This window comes from Phaeodactylibacter xiamenensis (assembly GCF_965229835.1).
Lineage (GTDB): Bacteria > Bacteroidota > Bacteroidia > Chitinophagales > Saprospiraceae > Phaeodactylibacter > Phaeodactylibacter xiamenensis.
On sequence record NZ_OZ245931.1, the window covers coordinates 6,190,649 to 6,206,730 of the forward strand.

Annotated in this window: 15 protein-coding genes; all 15 read left to right on the top strand. The window is 50.9% G+C overall.

The genetic code is table 11. The features are described 5' to 3' along the window. Positions 1-96 precede the first annotated feature (96 nt). The 15 genes from ACO08I_RS23610 to ACO08I_RS23680 all read left to right on the top strand — a co-directional run bounded on the left by ACO08I_RS23610 (position 97) and on the right by ACO08I_RS23680 (position 15,536). Complete coding sequence (locus ACO08I_RS23610; protein ID WP_421947304.1) at positions 97-1,959, top strand: PQQ-dependent sugar dehydrogenase; 1,863 nt, start codon at positions 97-99, stop codon at positions 1,957-1,959. 154 nt (positions 1,960-2,113) lie between these two features. Next, entirely contained in the window at positions 2,114-3,157 is a 1,044-nt protein-coding gene (locus ACO08I_RS23615) for an Rpn family recombination-promoting nuclease/putative transposase (protein WP_421947305.1), read from the top strand. Between the two features lie 111 nt (positions 3,158-3,268). Then, positions 3,269-4,300 carry an Rpn family recombination-promoting nuclease/putative transposase gene (locus ACO08I_RS23620; RefSeq protein ID WP_421947306.1) on the top strand — a complete coding sequence of 344 codons (1,032 nt, stop codon included), beginning with the start codon at positions 3,269-3,271 and terminating at the stop codon, positions 4,298-4,300. A gap of 628 nt (positions 4,301-4,928) precedes the next feature. Further along, positions 4,929-5,477: a hypothetical protein gene (locus tag ACO08I_RS23625; protein ID WP_421947307.1), complete on the top strand. Its 549-nt coding sequence runs from the start codon at positions 4,929-4,931 to the stop codon at positions 5,475-5,477. A gap of 76 nt (positions 5,478-5,553) precedes the next feature. Then, the gene (locus ACO08I_RS23630; protein ID WP_421947308.1) at positions 5,554-6,633 is read left to right on the top strand and encodes an Rpn family recombination-promoting nuclease/putative transposase; all 1,080 of its coding nucleotides are present in this window, start codon (positions 5,554-5,556) and stop codon (positions 6,631-6,633) included. A 630-nt stretch (positions 6,634-7,263) separates the two neighbouring features. Then, complete coding sequence (locus ACO08I_RS23635) at positions 7,264-7,815, top strand: hypothetical protein (RefSeq protein ID WP_421947309.1); 552 nt, start codon at positions 7,264-7,266, stop codon at positions 7,813-7,815. 274 nt (positions 7,816-8,089) lie between these two features. After that, positions 8,090-8,317, top strand: coding sequence for a hypothetical protein (locus tag ACO08I_RS23640; RefSeq protein WP_421946934.1), 228 nt, complete (start codon positions 8,090-8,092; stop codon positions 8,315-8,317). 550 nt (positions 8,318-8,867) lie between these two features. Beyond that, the gene (locus ACO08I_RS23645; RefSeq protein ID WP_421947310.1) at positions 8,868-9,416 is read left to right on the top strand and encodes a hypothetical protein; all 549 of its coding nucleotides are present in this window, start codon (positions 8,868-8,870) and stop codon (positions 9,414-9,416) included. Positions 9,417-9,693: 277 nt separating this feature from the next. Beyond that, complete coding sequence (locus tag ACO08I_RS23650; protein WP_421946934.1) at positions 9,694-9,921, top strand: hypothetical protein; 228 nt, start codon at positions 9,694-9,696, stop codon at positions 9,919-9,921. A 627-nt stretch (positions 9,922-10,548) separates the two neighbouring features. Beyond that, positions 10,549-11,097 (top strand): hypothetical protein, encoded by a 549-nt coding sequence (locus ACO08I_RS23655; RefSeq protein ID WP_421947311.1) that lies wholly within the window; start codon positions 10,549-10,551, stop codon positions 11,095-11,097. Between the two features lie 16 nt (positions 11,098-11,113). Further along, positions 11,114-11,491, top strand: coding sequence for a hypothetical protein (locus ACO08I_RS23660; RefSeq protein WP_421947312.1), 378 nt, complete (start codon positions 11,114-11,116; stop codon positions 11,489-11,491). A gap of 628 nt (positions 11,492-12,119) precedes the next feature. After that, entirely contained in the window at positions 12,120-12,674 is a 555-nt protein-coding gene (locus tag ACO08I_RS23665) for a hypothetical protein (protein ID WP_421947313.1), read from the top strand. Positions 12,675-12,775: 101 nt separating this feature from the next. Next, complete coding sequence (locus ACO08I_RS23670) at positions 12,776-13,177, top strand: hypothetical protein (RefSeq protein WP_421947314.1); 402 nt, start codon at positions 12,776-12,778, stop codon at positions 13,175-13,177. Positions 13,178-13,804: 627 nt separating this feature from the next. Beyond that, a complete protein-coding gene (locus ACO08I_RS23675; RefSeq protein ID WP_421947315.1) occupies positions 13,805-14,356 on the top strand; it encodes a hypothetical protein in 552 nt (183 codons plus the stop codon). 76 nt (positions 14,357-14,432) lie between these two features. After that, the gene (locus ACO08I_RS23680) at positions 14,433-15,536 is read left to right on the top strand and encodes an Rpn family recombination-promoting nuclease/putative transposase (protein WP_421947316.1); all 1,104 of its coding nucleotides are present in this window, start codon (positions 14,433-14,435) and stop codon (positions 15,534-15,536) included. Positions 15,537-16,082: the final 546 nt, after the last annotated feature.

A 16,082-nucleotide genomic window follows, 5' to 3' on the forward strand; every position in this document is an offset into this window, starting at 1 on the left:
CAAAATCAATTGCCGGGGCACAGACAAAGCCGAAGTTTTTAAAACAACCTGCTGCACTGGCAGTTGTATTTTCGTACCTTCAAAATTAAAACATCCATGCGTACCCTACTCCTCTTATTGCTGGCTGCCATCAGCTTCAGCTTGCAAGCTCAGCCCATCTTCAATCTGGAATTGATCAATGACGACTTGTCGCAGCCCGCAGACATTACGAATGCCGGAGATGACCGCCTGTTTGTGGTAGAACGTGCTGGCCGTATCCGGATATTGGATGCGGACGGGCAATTATTGCCAGAACCTTTCCTCGATATCAACGACCGGGTCGGTCCTGCTAACGGCGAACGGGGGCTGCTGGGCCTGGCTTTCCACCCCAATTACGCGGACAACGGCTACTTTTTTGTGAACTACACCGCCAATGACGGCGATACCCGCATTGCCAGATTCCAGGTGAATGCAGGCAATCCGAACACCGCCGACCCCAACAGCGAAGTCATCCTGTTCGACATTGGGCAACCTTATGGCAACCACAACGCCGGCGACCTGGCCTTCGGCCCCGATGGCTATTTGTACATTCCCATGGGTGATGGTGGTTCCGGCGGTGATCCTCAAAACTTTAGCCAGAACCGGCAGTCGCTCCTTGGAAAGATGCTTCGTATTGATGTGGACAACGGCAACCCTTACGCCATTCCCCCCGATAACCCTTACGCGGAGGACGACTTCACCCTGGACGAAGTTTGGGCGATCGGGCTGCGCAACCCCTGGCGCTTTAGCTTCGACCGGGAAACCGGCGACATCTGGATTGGCGATGTAGGCCAGAATGAATGGGAGGAAATTACCTTTCAGCCCGCCGACAGTGAAGGTGGAGAGAACTACGGCTGGCGCTGTTATGAAGGATTTGAGGCTTACAATACCGGGGGCTGTGAGCCCGAAAGTGCCTATACGCCCCCCATTCACACCTACAATACCGGCAGCAGTGATGGTTGCTCCGTTACCGGCGGCTTTGTCTACCGGGGGAGCGCGTTTCCGGCCTTGTACGGAAAGTATGTCTATGCAGATTTTTGCTCCGGTAAAATTTGGACCCTGGAGCAGGACTTCGCCGGCAACTGGGTAAACACCGAAGTCTTTGACGGCCCCGGAGGAGAGTACGCCACCTTTGGGGAGGACAGTGATGGGGAGCTTTATCTGGCAGAGCTGATCAACGGCCGTTTGTACAGGGTGGAGGCCACTTGCAACCAATCGCCGCCTGCTCCCGCTATTTCCGGAGACGCGATCGTCTGTGGCCCAAACGACCCCGCTGTGCTGAATGCAGGAGATACGCCCGACGGCTACCTGTACCGCTGGTACCGCGACAGTACCTACCTTCAGGAAACGCTGAATGGGACGCTGTCGGCTACTGAGCCAGGCATCTACCATGTTATATTGGCTGGATTCGAAGCGGGCAATTGTAACTCCCTGGTATCTGCTGCTTTCGAAGTGACCACAGCCGACTTTCCGGAAGACCTTATTTCCACGCAAGGCGACGACCTGTCTGCCGCACCCGGTTTTGAAAGTTATCAATGGTACCTTGATGGGGAGCCCATAGCGGGCGCTACATCAGCTACCTACACGCCAGTGTCCAGCGGTACCTACACCGTAGAAATCACCGATGTGAATGGCTGTACCCGCGAATCGGAAGCGCTAACCATCGTCAGTACCACGCTCGACCTGGGACTGGCGGAGGTCCGCGCCACGCCTAACCCTTTCCGCACTACCCTCGATCTTTACCTGGAAGCTAATGTAGCCGACACCTATCAGCTACGTATTTTCACCCTGGACGGTAAGCTGGTCTGGGAAACCGCAGCCATGGTACAAAATGACTGGCAGCAGCAAGTCGACCTGAGCCGCACCGCAAGCGGGGTTTACCTGCTTCAGATTAGCCGGGACGGGCAGCAGTACACCCGGAAGTTGGTGAAAGGAGAGTAAACAAAACAGGCTGTACTTTCCGGGGTAGGGTTTGGGAAGTACAGCCTGATCTTTTCCTGTGGGAAGGTCAGAATTTTAAAATTGTTTAATATGTTTTATGTTTTGGATTTTAAAAATAATTTATGTATTTTAGGGCTGAAGCAATCTCTGTACCATGCCCCAAAATCTAAATATCCATCAGCCGGACGACCGCTTTTTCAAGTCGGCTATGAGCGACCCGGAGGTGGTAAAAGCCTATCTTGAGTATTTCTATCCTAAAATTGCTGCTATTGCAGATCTTGCAAGCCTGAAGCTGCAAAACGGTGTCAGTCTGCGCCCTAACCTGAAACGGTTCGAAGCAGATGTTATTTACCGCTGCCGGTTTCAGGGAGAGGCAGATGACCACTTCTATTTCTGTTTGCTATTTGAGCACAAGTCCAAGCCCGATAAGTACGTTGCCGTGCAGGTTGGGCTGTACATCATGGAACTCTTATCCAGCATGGTGAAAAAACAGGGCAGGGAACTGGAGCCTGTCCTGCCCCTCATTTTTTATAACGGCAAGGAGAAATGGATGCCGCAAACGCTAAGCGAGCTATTTCAGGGGCATCCGCATTACACTGCTTTGGAACCCTACATTCCTGATTTCCGTTTTCTATTTCAGGACGTTACGCGCCTTAGCCCGGCAGCGCTGTTGCAGCTTGACCTGAGCTACTTCCGTAGTGTACTGATGTCAATGGCTTTCCGGCACCGGCAGCACTTGATATTCAAATACCTTCAGCTTATCTTTGAAGGGACGGACGGGAAAGAAAAGATTATCGCAGTGACGACCTACATCCTGGGGGTGGCAGAGCGTTCGGAAGCAGAATTCCTGAAGCAAATTAAAGACACAACATTCACGATAAAGCCAGAAGTTATGAGTACGTTAGAGCAAATTTTAGAGAGAGGTCGCAGAGAAGGCCTGGACAAAGGTATCTACAAAAAGAGTATCTTCAATCTGCTCAAAACTGCTATACGTTTCCCAACTCTTAATTTAGAGGAACTATCCGACTTTACAGAGCTGGATTTGGAGACCATCCAAACTTTCCTGTCCGTCCAATCCCAGGGTGATGCTGCTGCGTTGAGAAAGTACGTCCTTGAGGACTTGCTGGCCGATATCCCGCTGAACAATGAAGATGAAGAGAAGCTGGACCGGTTGATCGAGGAGCTGGTTGTGGCTTAGCTTTTTAGCTAAAGCAAGAAGCTTGGCACAGCATCATCTTATTGTACGTAATCTCTCTTTCGCGCAATTCATTTGAGGAGTCTCTGTTTTTTAATTCGCCATCTCTGTACCATGCCCCAAAATCTAAATATCCATCAGCCGGACGACCGCTTTTTCAAGTCGGCTATGAGCGACCCGGAGGTGGTAAAAGCCTATCTTGAGTATTTCTATCCTAAAATTGCAGCTATTGCTGACCTTAGTACGCTGCAGCAGCAAAAAGTGCAGTCCCTGCGCCCTAATTTGAAGCTGTTCAGCGCTGATGTCGTGTACCGGTGTCAGTTGGAAGGCGGAAGTGGGGAGCATTTTTATTTCTGCCTGCTATTCGAGCACAAATCAGAGCCGGACGAGCATGTAGCGGTACAAATAGGGCTGTACATTTTCCTACTGCTGCGTGAGCAAGTGAAGGCTAAAAAGCAGCCATTGGAGCCCGTGCTGCCCCTGCTGTTTTACAATGGGAAAACTAAGTGGCAACCCAAACGCGTCCGGGAAATCTTTAAGGGGCACCCCGGTTATGAAGTCCTGAAACCCTATCTGCCTGATTTTCGTTTTTTATTTGAAGATGCGTACCGCCTGCCACCGGAGGAGCTGCTAAAGCTAGACCTGAGCTATTTCCGCTCCACTGTACTATCAATGGCGCTGCGGCACAAGCCAGACTTGATCTTTGAGTATATTGAAGTTATCTTTGAAGGGGCGGAAGACAGCGATCAGGTGCTTTCTATTATAACTTATATTCTGGGCGTAGCCGAGCGCTCCCCCAAGAGATTCCTGGAAGAACTGGAAAACACTGAATTCACGACAAAACCGAATGTAATGAGTACGTTAGAACAATTATTGGAGATGGGTAGGAAAGAAGGCCTACATAAAAATAGTGTTTTCAACCTGCTCAAAGCGACCGTTCGTTTTCAGGATTGGTCGGCTAGTGAACTATCCGACTTTACAGAACTGGATTTGGAGACCGTCCAGACTTTCCTGTCCGTCCAATCACAAGGTGATGCCGCGTCGTTGAGGAAGTACGTCCTTCAGGACCTGCTGGCTTACATCCCGCTGAACGCGGAAGATGAGCAGAAGCTGGACCGGTTGATCGGGCAGTTGACCGAAAGATAAGCCCGGGCAGAAAGACTTAGCTGCAACAGCCTCTTTACCTATTCTGATAGAACTTAACTTATCGCGCTCCCTGCGGAGTCTGGCTTCGTCACCTTCATCTACTCAAAGAGCGAGTCGCATGCCTAATGACCCGAAAAAAACGAACAAAAGACTTCGTAGAAGTCACATCTTGATCTTTCAGGCACTCAAGGCAGCCCGACTTCGTAGAAGTCGCATATACAACCCAGCCAGAACCAACGCTCCACCTACCCCCCACCCAAGCCCTAAAAACAACAATGTTTTCACCCCTTATCTTGACATTCCCAAGGCTAAGCAGTATATTACCAATCCATTGAACGAATCACTGCGCGCAGCAACAAAAACCGGCGCTCCCTGTGTGACCGCCAAACTTACTTGAACAAAAAAACATATCCGCACCACTAAAGCCTTGCGCTATAGCGGTACCGATTGGCATTAAACAGGCATGCCCGAACAGCCGCCCAGCCGGCAGTTGAAGGCACCGCCCGTCCTATCCCCGCCGGGCGCTTCCGGCAGCGCAACTGGCTATAGTGCCGTGACACGGGGTGCCCGAAAGGCGGGGGTGGATCCAAGTCAATTCCTATTTTTTAACACATAAAAACCTTCACCTATGAAAAACAAATTCCTACTCCTCACCTGGCTGCTCGCCGTGCCCCTGCTGTGGGCCGGGTGCAACAAGCCACTCTTCAAGCCCGACAGAGGTTCCATCGCACAGCCCAATGAGCTACCGCCCATCACCACGACCGGCGAGGGCAACTTCGCCTGCAAAATCAATGGGGTGAACTGGCAGCGCTGTGGGGGCGGGTTCCTTCAGAGTAGCATACTTGGAAACTGGTCTCCGAATTATAAGATTTTTCAGTTGGGAGCTAAAAGAGAATGTAGTGGTTTCGATGAAACGATTAGTATCAACGCTATAGTAGATTCTGCGGGTACTTATCCTTTAGAAATGGCCGATTTTAATGACTTTAATTTAGAATGCCAAGATGTCTTAGATCCTTACGTGCTCCTTGAAGGTGCCGACAACTGGGTAGAAATCCTCAACCTGGACACCAAAGAATTTATTGTCTCCGGCACCTTTCAGTGCACCCTAGTACATGAGGGGTGCGGCGACACGCTCTTTATCACCGATGGCCGATTCGACTACGATTGGGCCAATTGATTGAATTTATTTGTTTAATTTATTTTGGTTTCAATACAAGGCTATTTATCTTTAGGGTGTGCTTAATCTCTGTACTATGCCCCAAAATCTGAATGTCCATCAACCCGATGACCGCTTCTTCAAGTCGGCTATGAGCGACCCGGAGGTGGTCAAAGCTTATCTTCAGCATTTCTATCCTAATATTGCTGCTATTGCAGATCTTGCAAGCTTGAAGCTGGAAAACAGTGTCAGTCTGCGCCCCAACCTGAAGCGGTTCGAGGCGGACGTCATCTACCGCTGCCGGTTTCAGGGAGAGGCAGAGGACCACTTCTATTTCTGTTTACTATTTGAGCACAAGTCCAAGCCCGATAAGTATGTTGCGGTGCAGGTTGGTCTATACCTTATGGAACTCCTGTCCAATATGGTGAAAAAGCAAGGCCGGGAATTGGAGCCCGTGCTTCCCCTCATTTTTTATAACGGTAAGGAAAAATGGATGCCGCAAACGCTGAGCGAGCTATTTCAGGGGCATCCGCATTACGCTGTTTTGGAACCCTATATCCCTAATTTCCGTTTTTTATTTCAGGATGCTACGCGCCTTAGCCCGGAGGAGCTATTGCGGCTCGACCTGAGCTATTTCCGCAGCGTACTGATGTCGATGGCTTTCCGCCACCGGCAGCACTTGATATTCAAGTACCTTCAGCTTATCTTTGAAGGGACGGACGGGAAAGAAAAAGTCAGCGCAGTGACGACCTACATCCTGGGGGTGGCAGAGCGTTCGGAAGAAGAGTTCTTAAAGCAGATCCAAGACACAACATTCACGATAAAACCAGAAGTCATGAGTACGTTGGAGCAAATTTTGGAGAGAGGCCGAAAAGAAGGGCTGGAGAAGGGCATAGAAAACGGCATAGAAAAAGGTATGGACAGGGGGGTATACAAAAATAGTATCTTCAACCTGCTCAAAACCGCTGTGCACTTCCCAGACTGGCCCGCTAAAAAATTAGCAGACTTCACAGAGCTGAGCATGGAGGTTGTTGCTACCTTCCTGTCTGTCAAATCGCAGGGGGATTCGGCAGCGCTAAGCAGGTACGTCCGTCAGGATCTGCTTGCCAATATCCCACTGAGCGCGGAAGATGAGGAAAAGCTGGACCGGCTTGTTGTACAGTTGGCGGGTAGATAAAGCCATGAAGAAAAGCTTTGCCAACGCATCTTCTACACCCAATCTTATAGCACAACCTATAGCGCCTCCTCCGGAGTCTGGCGCAGACACCTTCAGCTACTCAAAGGAAGTGTAGCCTGCCTAATAACCCGGACAAAACGGACAAACGACTTCGTAGAAGTCACATCCTAGTCTCTCAGGGCCCCTATGGCAGCCCGACTTCGTAGAAGTCGCATGTTTCCCAACCAAACCAAGACCAACGCTCCACCTACCCCCACCCAAGCCCCCAAAAAACAACAATGTTTTTACGCTGCAACCTTGACATTACCACAGCCAAGTCGTATATTACCAATCCATTGCACGAATCACTGCGCGCAGCAACAAAAACCGGCGCTCCCTGTGTGACCGCCACACTTACTTGAACAAAAAACATAACCGCACCACTAAAGCCTTGCGCTATAGGGGTATCAATGATATTGGCATTAAACAGATATGCCTGGGACAGTCAGTAGCTGAATCCCCTGTCTGTGCTATACTCCGCTGGGCGCTTCCGGCAGCGCTACTGGCTACAGCGCCGTGACACGGGGTGCCCGAAAGGCGGGGGTGGATCCAAGTCAATTCCTATTTTTTAACACATAAAAACCTTCACCTATGAAAAACAAATTCCTACTCCTCACCTGGCTGCTCGCCGTGCCCCTGCTGTGGGGCGGGTGCGACAAGCCACTCTTCAAGCCCGACAGAGGTTCCATCGCACAGCCCGATGAGCTGCCGCCCATCACCACGACCGGGGAGGGCAACTTCGCCTGCAAAATCAATGGGGTGAACTGGCAGCGCTGTGGGGGTGGCTTCCTCCAGAGTAGTATACTTGGAAACTGGTCTCCGAATTATAAGATTTTTCAGATTTCTGGGATGAGACGAAGCTGTGAGGGCTTTGATGATTCGGTTTATATCGCTGCGTATGTAGATAGTGTAGGTAGATATAGCTTGCACGATGCATTCTATAACGATCGAAATCATCCTTGTCAAGAGTCAAGTGACCCTTCACGTCTGTTGGAAGGTGCTGACAACTGGGTAGAAATTCTCAACCTGGACACTGAAGAATTTATCGTCTCTGGCACCTTTCAGTGCACAGTGGTCGATGATAACTGTGGCGACACGCTCTTTATCACCGATGGCCGTTTCGACTACGACTGGGCCAATTAATTAACCTATTTTAATCTTGATCACATGCGACTATACTCGGAACGGAGAGGTTTGGGCCTAAGGCACAAACCCGACGCACGCGTATATGCCGACACGAAGTCATGTTTGGAACCAAATTACTTCGTCGTCGGTATAACCGCTATTTTCAACAACCTGATGCTTGGAGTATTCATCCTGACAGCGCCTGCGCTCTGCGCGCAACAGACCATAGATACGTCCCCCCCCCGGATATTACACGCCGGACTGGGTCTTTGCTAACCTCGATTTAAGTGGGTTGTCTACCGGCTTGCTGCAAGAACACGGCACGCCCTTCACGCGCCTCAGCGCCTTCAACGGCGACCCGGACAGCACCACCGTTTCCACGCCCCTCCGCTGCCGCCTCGTGCAGGCTACCTTGCTCAGCGCCACCGTCAATGCCAACGCGCAGGTGGATACGGCAGCGCTTCCTGCGGAGTCTGGCTCCGATACCTTCAGTTACTTAAAACACTGGCAGTATTCCTAATAACCCGGACAAAACGGTCAAACGACTTCGTAGAAGTCACATCCTAATCTCTCAGGCCCCCAAGGCAGCCCGACTTCGTAGAAGTCACATCTTGATCTTTCAGGTACCCAAAGCAGCTCGACTTCGTAGAAGTCGCATGTTTCCCAACCAAGCCAGGGCCAACGCTCTATCTACCCCTCACCACAAGCCCAAAACAACAATGTTTTAACGCTGCAACCTTGACATTACCACAGCCAAGTCGTATATTACCAATCAATTGCACGAATCACTGCGCGCAGCAACAAAACCGGCGCTCCCTGTGTGACCGCCACACTTACTTGAACAAAAAACATAACCGCCCTGCTAAAGCCTTAAGCTATAGCAGTACCATTAGTATTGGCATTAAACAGATATGCCCGGGACAGCCGGTAGCTGAATCCCCTGTCTGTGCTATACTCCGCTGGGCGCTTCCGGCAGCGCAACTGGCTATAGTGCCGTGACACGGGGTGCCCGAAAGGCGGGGGTGGATCCAAGTCAATTCCTATTTTTTAACACATAAAAACCTTCACCTATGAAAAACAAATTCCTACTCCTCACCTGGCTGCTTGCCGTGCCCCTGCTGTGGGGCGGGTGCGACAAGCCACTCTTCAAGCCCGACAGAAGTTCCATCGCACAGCCCAATGAGCTGCCGCCCATCACCACGACCGGGGAGGGCAACTTCGCCTGCAAAATCAATGGGGTGAACTGGCAGCGCTGTGGGGGTGGGTTCCTTCAGAGTAGCATACTTGGAAACTGGTCTCCGAATTATAAGATTTTTCAGTTGGGAGCTAAAAGAGAATGTAGTGGTTTCGATGAAACGATTAGTATCAACGCTATAGTAGATTCTGCGGGTACTTATCCTTTAGAAATGGCCGATTTTAATGACTTTAATTTAGAATGCCAAGATGTCTTAGATCCTTACGTGCTCCTTGAAGGTGCCGACAACTGGGTAGAAATCCTCAACCTGGACACCAAAGAATTTATTGTCTCCGGCACCTTTCAGTGCACCCTAGTACATGAGGGGTGCGGCGACACGCTCTTTATCACCGATGGCCGATTCGACTACGATTGGGCCAATTAATTAACCTATTTCAACTTTTATCACATGCGACTATACTCGGAACGGAGAGGTTTGGGCCTAAGGCAAAAACCCGACGCACGCGTATATGCCGACACGAAGTCATGTTTGGAACCAAATTACTTCGTCGTCGGTATAACCGCTATTTTCAGAAACCTGCTGCTTGGAGTATTCATCCTGGCAGCGCCTGCGCTCTGCGCGCAACAGACCATAGATACGTCCCCCCCCCCCCGGATATTACACGCCGGACTGGGTCTTTGCTAACCTCGATTTAAGTGGGTTGTCTACCGGCTTGCTGCAAGAACACGGCACGCCCTTCACGCGCCTCAGCGCCTTCAACGGCGACCCGGACAGCACCACCGTTTCCACGCCCCTCCGCTGCCGCCTCGTGCAGGCTACCTTGCTCAGCGCCACCGTCAATGCCAACGCGCAGGTGGATACGGCAGCGCTTCCTGCGGAGTCTGGCTCCGATACCTTCAGTTACTTAAAACACTGGCAGTATTCCTAATAACCCGGACAAAACGGTCAAACGACTTCGTAGAAGTCACATCCTAATCTCTCAGGCCCCCAAGGCAGCCCGACTTCATAGAACCTGTCTACCCGGCGCAGACAGGTAGAGCCACATCCTAATCTCTCAGGCCCCCCTATGGCAGCCCGACTTCGTAGAAGTCACATCTTGATCTTTCAGGTACCCAAAGCAGCTCGACTTCGTAGAAGTCGCATGTTTCCCAACCAAGCCAGGGCCAACGCTCTATCTACCCCTCACCACAAGCCCAAAACAACAATGTTTTAACGCTGCAACCTTGACATTACCACAGCCAAGTCGTATATTACCAATCAATTGCACGAATCACTGCGCGCAGCAACAAAACCGGCGCTCCCTGTGTGACCGCCACACTTACTTGAACAAAAAACATAACCGCCCTGCTAAAGCCTTAAGCTATAGCAGTACCATTAGTATTGGCATTAAACAGATATGCCCGGGACAGCCGGTAGCTGAATCCCCTGTCTGTGCTATACTCCGCTGGGCGCTTCCGGCAGCGCAACTGGCTATAGTGCCGTGACACGGGGTGCCCGAAAGGCGGGGGTGGATCCAAGTCAATTCCTATTTTTTAACACATAAAAACCTTCACCTATGAAAAACAAATTCCTACTCCTCACCTGGCTGCTCGCCGTGCCCCTGCTGTGGGGCGGGTGCGACAAGCCACTCTTCAAGCCCGACAGAAGTTCCATCGCACAGCCCAATGAGCTGCCGCCCATCACCACGACCGGCGAGGGCAACTTCGCCTGCAAAATCAATGGGGTGAACTGGCAGCGCTGTGGGGGCGGGTTCCTTCAGAGTAGCATACTTGGAAACTGGTCTCCGAATTATAAGATTTTTTCTTTACAAGGACTTCGAAGTTGTGAAGGCTTTGACGATGCAGTATACATAAACGCGTTCATCGATTCAATAGGGTTGTACCCTCTAGAAGCAGGTCAATATGATGATTTCAACTTGGAGTGCCAAGACGTTTTGGACCAATATTTTCTTTTAGAAACTGCTGATAACTGGGTAGAAATCCTCAACCTGGATACCGACGACTTTATTGTCTCCGGTACCTTTCAGTGCACCCTGGTGCATGAGGGGTGCGGCGATACGCTTTTTATCACCGATGGCCGATTCGACTACGATTGGGCCAATTAATAAAAACCTTTATCACATGCGACTAACCGCTATTTTCAGAAACCTGCTGCTTGGAGTCTTCATCCTGACAGCGCCTGCGCTCTGCGCGCAACAGACCATAGATACGTCCCCCCTCCCCGGATATTACACGCCGGACTGGGTCTTTGCTAACCTAGATTTAAGTGGGTTGTCTACCGGCTTGCTGCAAGAACACGGCACGCCCTTCACGCGCCTCAGCGCCTTCAACGGCGACCCGGACAGCACCACCGTTTCCACGCCCCTCCGCTGCCGCCTCGTGCAGGCTACCTTGCTCAGCGCCACCGTCAATGCCAACGCGCAGGTGGATACGGCAGCGCTTCCTGCGGAGTCTGGCTCCGATACCTTCAGTTACTTAAAACACTGGCAGTATTCCTAATAACCCGGACAAAACGGTCAAACGACTTCGTAGAAGTCACATCCTAATCTCTCAGGCCCCCCTATGGCAGCCCGACTTCATAGAACCTGTCTACCCGGCGCAGACAGGTAGAGCCACATCCTAATCTCTCAGGCCCCCTATGGCAGCCCGACTTCGTAGAAGTCACATCTTGATCTTTCAGGTACCCAAAGCAGCTCGACTTCGTAGAAGTCGCATGTTTCCCAACCAAGCCAGGGCCAACGCTCTATCTACCCCTCACCACAAGCCCAAAACAACAATGTTTTAACGCTGCAACCTTGACATTACCACGGCCAAGTCGTATATTACCAATCCATTGCACGAATCACTGCGCGCAGCAACAAAACCAGCGCTCCCTGTGTGACCGCCACACTTACTTGAACAAAAAACATAACCGCCCTGCTAAAGCCTTGAGCAATAGCAGTACCATTAGTATTGGCATTAAACAGATATGCCTGGGACAGCCGGTAGCTGAATCCCCTGTCTGTGCTATACTCCGCTGGGCGCTTCCGGAAGCGCAACTGGCTACAGCGCCGTGACACGGGGTGCCCGTAGGGCGGGGGTGGATCCAAGTCAATTTCTATTTTTTAACACATAAAAACCTTCACCTATGAAAAACAAATTCCTACTCCTCACCTGGCTGCTCGCCGTGCCCCTGCTGTGGGGCGGGTGCGACAAGCCACTCTTCAAGCCCGACAGAGGTTCCATCGCACAGCCCGATGAGCTGCCGCCTATCACCACGACCGGCGAGGGCAACTTCGCCTGCAAAATCAATGGGGTGAACTGGCAGCGCTGTGGGGGCGGGTTCCTTCAGAGTAGCATACTTGGAAACTGGTCTCCGAATTATAAGATTTTTCAGATTTCTGGGATGAGACGAAGCTGTGAGGGCTTTGATGATTCGGTTTATATTACTGCATACGTTGACAGTGCGGGGATTTATGAACTGCATCATGCATCATATAGTAACCATGACCTTGCCTGTTTGGATATGTGGCCTGATAGGTATAGCTTATTAGAAGATGCTAACAATTGGGTAGAAATTCTCAACCTCGACACTCAGGAATTAATTGTCTCCGGCACCTTTCAGTGCACCCTGGTGCATGAGGGATGCGGCGACACGCTCTTTATCACCGATGGCCGTTTCGACTACGACTGGGCCAATTAATTAACCTATTTCAACCAATATCACATGCGACTATACTCGGAACGGAGAGGTTTGGGCCTAAGGCACAAACCCGACGCACGCGTATATGCCGACACGAAGTCATGTTTGGAACCAAATTACTTCGTCGTCGGTATAACCGCTATTTTCAACAACCTGCTGCTTGGAGTATTCATCCTGACAGCGCCTGCGCTCTGCGCGCAACAGACCATAGATACGTCCCCCCCCCCGGATATTACACGCCGGACTGGGTCTTTGCTAACCTCGATTTAAGTGGGTTGTCTACCGGCTTGCTGCAAGAGCACGGTACGCCCTTCACGCGCCTCAGCGCCTTCAACGGCGACCCGGACAGCACCACCGTTTCCACGCCCCTCCGCTGCCGCCTCGTGCAGGCTACCTTGCTCAGCGCCACCGTCAATGCCAACGCGCAGGTGGATACGGCCGCGCTTCCTGCGGAGTCTGGCTCTGATACCTTCAGTTACTTAAAACACTGGCAGTATTCCTAATAACCCGGACAAAACGGTCAAACGACTTCGTAGAAGTCACATCCTAATCTCTCAGGCCCCCAAGGCAGCCCGACTTCATAGAACCTGTCTACCCGGCGCAGACAGGTAGAGCCACATCCTAATCTCTCAGGCCCCCCTGTGGCAGCCCGACTTCGTAGAAGTCACATCTTGATCTTTCAGGTACCCAAAGCAGCTCGACTTCGTAGAAGTCGCATGTTTCCCAACCAAGCCAGGGCCAACGCTCTATCTACCCCTCACCACAAGCCCAAAACAACAATGTTTTAACGCTGCAACCTTGACATTACCACGGCCAAGTCGTATATTACCAATCCATTGCACGAATCACTGCGCGCAGCAACAAAACCAGCGCTCCCTGTGTGACCGCCACACTTACTTGAACAAAAAACATAACCGCCCTGCTAAAGCCTTGAGCTATAGCAGTACCATTAGTATTGGCATTAAACAGATATGCCCGGGACAGCCGGTAGCTGAATCCCCTGTTTGTGCTATGCCCCGCTGGGCGCTTCCGGAAGCGCTACTGGCTACAGCGCCGTGACACGGGGTGCCCGAAAGGCGGGGGTGGATCCAAGTCAATTTCTATTTTTTAACACATAAAAACCTTCACCTATGAAAAACAAATTCCTACTCCTCACCTGGCTGCTCGCCGTGCCCCTGCTGTGGGCCGGGTGCGACAAGCCACTCTTCAAGACAGATGAAGCCTCCATCGCACAGCCCGATGAGCTGCCGCCCATCACCACGACCGGCGAGGGCAACTTCGCCTGCAAAATCAATGGGGTGAACTGGCAGCGCTGTGGGGGCGGGTTCCTTCAGAGTAGCATCATTGGAGAGTGGCACCCGGTTTATAAGATTTTTCAGATTTCTGGGATGAGACGAAGCTGTGAGGGCTTTGATGATTCAATATACTTAAACGCTATAGTTGACTCAGCAGGATTTTATCCTTTGAAAAGGGCTCACTTTGATGATTTTAATCTTGATTGTCAAGATGTTGCAGATCCATATGTACTACAAGAAGGTGCCAGCAACTGGGTAGAGATACTCAATTTGGACACCGACGAATTCATTGTCTCCGGCACCTTTCAGTGCACTCTGGTGCATGAGGGATGCGGCGACACGCTCTTTATCACCGATGGCCGTTTCGATTACGACTGGGCCAATTGATTGAATTTATTTGTTTAATTTATTTTGGTTTTAATACAAGGCTATTTATCTTTAGGGTGTGCTTAATCTCTGTACTATGCCCCAAAATCTGAATGTCCATCAACCCGATGACCGTTTCTTTAAGTCGGCTATGAGCGACCCGGAGGTGGTCAAAGCTTATCTTCAGCATTTCTATCCTAATATTGCTGCTATTGCAGATCTTGCAAGCTTGAAGCTGGAAAACAGTGTCAGTCTGCGCCCCAACCTGAAGCGATTCGAGGCGGACGTCATTTACCGCTGCCGGTTTCAGGGAGAGGCAGATGACCACTTCTATTTCTGTTTGCTATTTGAGCATAAGTCCAAGCCCGATAAGTACATTGCAGTGCAGGTCGGCTCATACATCATGGAGCTCCTGTCCAGCATGGTGAAAAAGCAAGGCCGGGAATTGGAGCCCGTGCTTCCCCTCATTTTTTATAACGGTAAGGAAAAATGGATGCCGCAAACGCTGAGCGAGCTATTTCAGGGGCATCCGCATTACGCTGTTTTGGAACCCTATATCCCTAATTTCCGTTTTTTATTTCAGGATGCTACGCGCCTTAGCCCGGAGGAGCTATTGCGGCTCGACCTGAGCTATTTCCGCAGCGTACTGATGTCGATGGCTTTCCGGCACCGGCAGCACTTGATATTCAAGTACCTTCAGCTTATCTTTGAAGGGACGGACGGGAAAGAAAAAGTCAGCGCAGTGACGACCTACATCCTGGGGGTGGCAGAGCGTTCGGAAGAAGAGTTCCTAAAGCAGATCCAAGACACAACATTCACGATAAAGCCAGAAGTCATGAGTACGTTGGAGCAAATTTTGGAGAGAGGCCGAAAAGAAGGGCTGGAAAAAGGCATGGAGAAGGGCATGGAGAAGGGCATAGAGAAGGGCATAGAAAAAGGTATGGACAGGGGGGTATACAAAAATAGTATCTTCAACCTCCTCAAAACCGCTGTGCATTTCCCAGACTGGCCCGCTGAAAAATTAGCAGACTTCACGGAGCTGAGCATGGAGGTGGTGGCCGCTTTTCTGTCTGTCAAATCAGAGGGAGATGCCGCCGCATTGAAAAAATATGTTCGCGAAGACTTACTTACAGATATCCCCCTGAGCGGCGAAGAGAAGGATAAACTGCACGGGCTGATTGGCCAGTTGGTGGATGGATAAAGCGATGAAGAAAAGCTTTGCCGATGCATCTTCAGTACCTAATCTTATAGCACAACCTATAGCGCCTCCTCAGGAGTCCGGCGCAGACACCTTCAGCTACTCAAAGGAAGTGTAGTCTGCCTAATGAGCCGGACAAAACGGACAAAAGACGTCGTAGAAGTCACATCCTAGTCTCTCAGGGCCCTTATGGCAGCCCGACTTCGTAGAAGTCGCATGTACAACCCAGCCAGAACCAACGCTCCACCTACCCCCCACCCAAGCCCTAAAAACAACAATGTTTTCACCCCTTATCTTGACATTACCAAGGCTAAGCAGTATATTACCAATCAATTGAACGAATCACTGCGCGCAGCAACAACAACCGGCGCTCCCTGTGTGACCGCCACACTTACTTGAACAAAAAACATAACAGCACTGCTAAAGCCTTGAGCTATAGCAGTACCATTAGTATTGGCATTAAACAGATATGCCTGGGACAGTCAGTAGCTGAATCCCCTGTCTGTGCTATCCCCCGCTGGGCGCTTCCGACAGCACCGCTGGCTACAG

What these genes read in the sequence shown, in the direction of transcription:
- ACO08I_RS23615 (WP_421947305.1), top strand. Translation starts at nt 2,114, where the DNA reads ATGCCCCAAAATCTAAATATCCATCAGCCGGACGACCGCTTTTTCAAG.
- ACO08I_RS23645 (WP_421947310.1), top strand. Translation starts at nt 8,868, where the DNA reads ATGAAAAACAAATTCCTACTCCTCACCTGGCTGCTTGCCGTGCCCCTG.
- ACO08I_RS23620 (WP_421947306.1), top strand. Translation starts at nt 3,269, where the DNA reads ATGCCCCAAAATCTAAATATCCATCAGCCGGACGACCGCTTTTTCAAG.
- ACO08I_RS23655 (WP_421947311.1), top strand. Translation starts at nt 10,549, where the DNA reads ATGAAAAACAAATTCCTACTCCTCACCTGGCTGCTCGCCGTGCCCCTG.
- ACO08I_RS23625 (WP_421947307.1), top strand. Translation starts at nt 4,929, where the DNA reads ATGAAAAACAAATTCCTACTCCTCACCTGGCTGCTCGCCGTGCCCCTG.
- ACO08I_RS23670 (WP_421947314.1), top strand. Translation starts at nt 12,776, where the DNA reads ATGTTTGGAACCAAATTACTTCGTCGTCGGTATAACCGCTATTTTCAA.
- ACO08I_RS23635 (WP_421947309.1), top strand. Translation starts at nt 7,264, where the DNA reads ATGAAAAACAAATTCCTACTCCTCACCTGGCTGCTCGCCGTGCCCCTG.
- ACO08I_RS23680 (WP_421947316.1), top strand. Translation starts at nt 14,433, where the DNA reads ATGCCCCAAAATCTGAATGTCCATCAACCCGATGACCGTTTCTTTAAG.
- ACO08I_RS23630 (WP_421947308.1), top strand. Translation starts at nt 5,554, where the DNA reads ATGCCCCAAAATCTGAATGTCCATCAACCCGATGACCGCTTCTTCAAG.
- ACO08I_RS23675 (WP_421947315.1), top strand. Translation starts at nt 13,805, where the DNA reads ATGAAAAACAAATTCCTACTCCTCACCTGGCTGCTCGCCGTGCCCCTG.
- ACO08I_RS23660 (WP_421947312.1), top strand. Translation starts at nt 11,114, where the DNA reads ATGCGACTAACCGCTATTTTCAGAAACCTGCTGCTTGGAGTCTTCATC.
- ACO08I_RS23665 (WP_421947313.1), top strand. Translation starts at nt 12,120, where the DNA reads ATGAAAAACAAATTCCTACTCCTCACCTGGCTGCTCGCCGTGCCCCTG.
- ACO08I_RS23610 (WP_421947304.1), top strand. Translation starts at nt 97, where the DNA reads ATGCGTACCCTACTCCTCTTATTGCTGGCTGCCATCAGCTTCAGCTTG.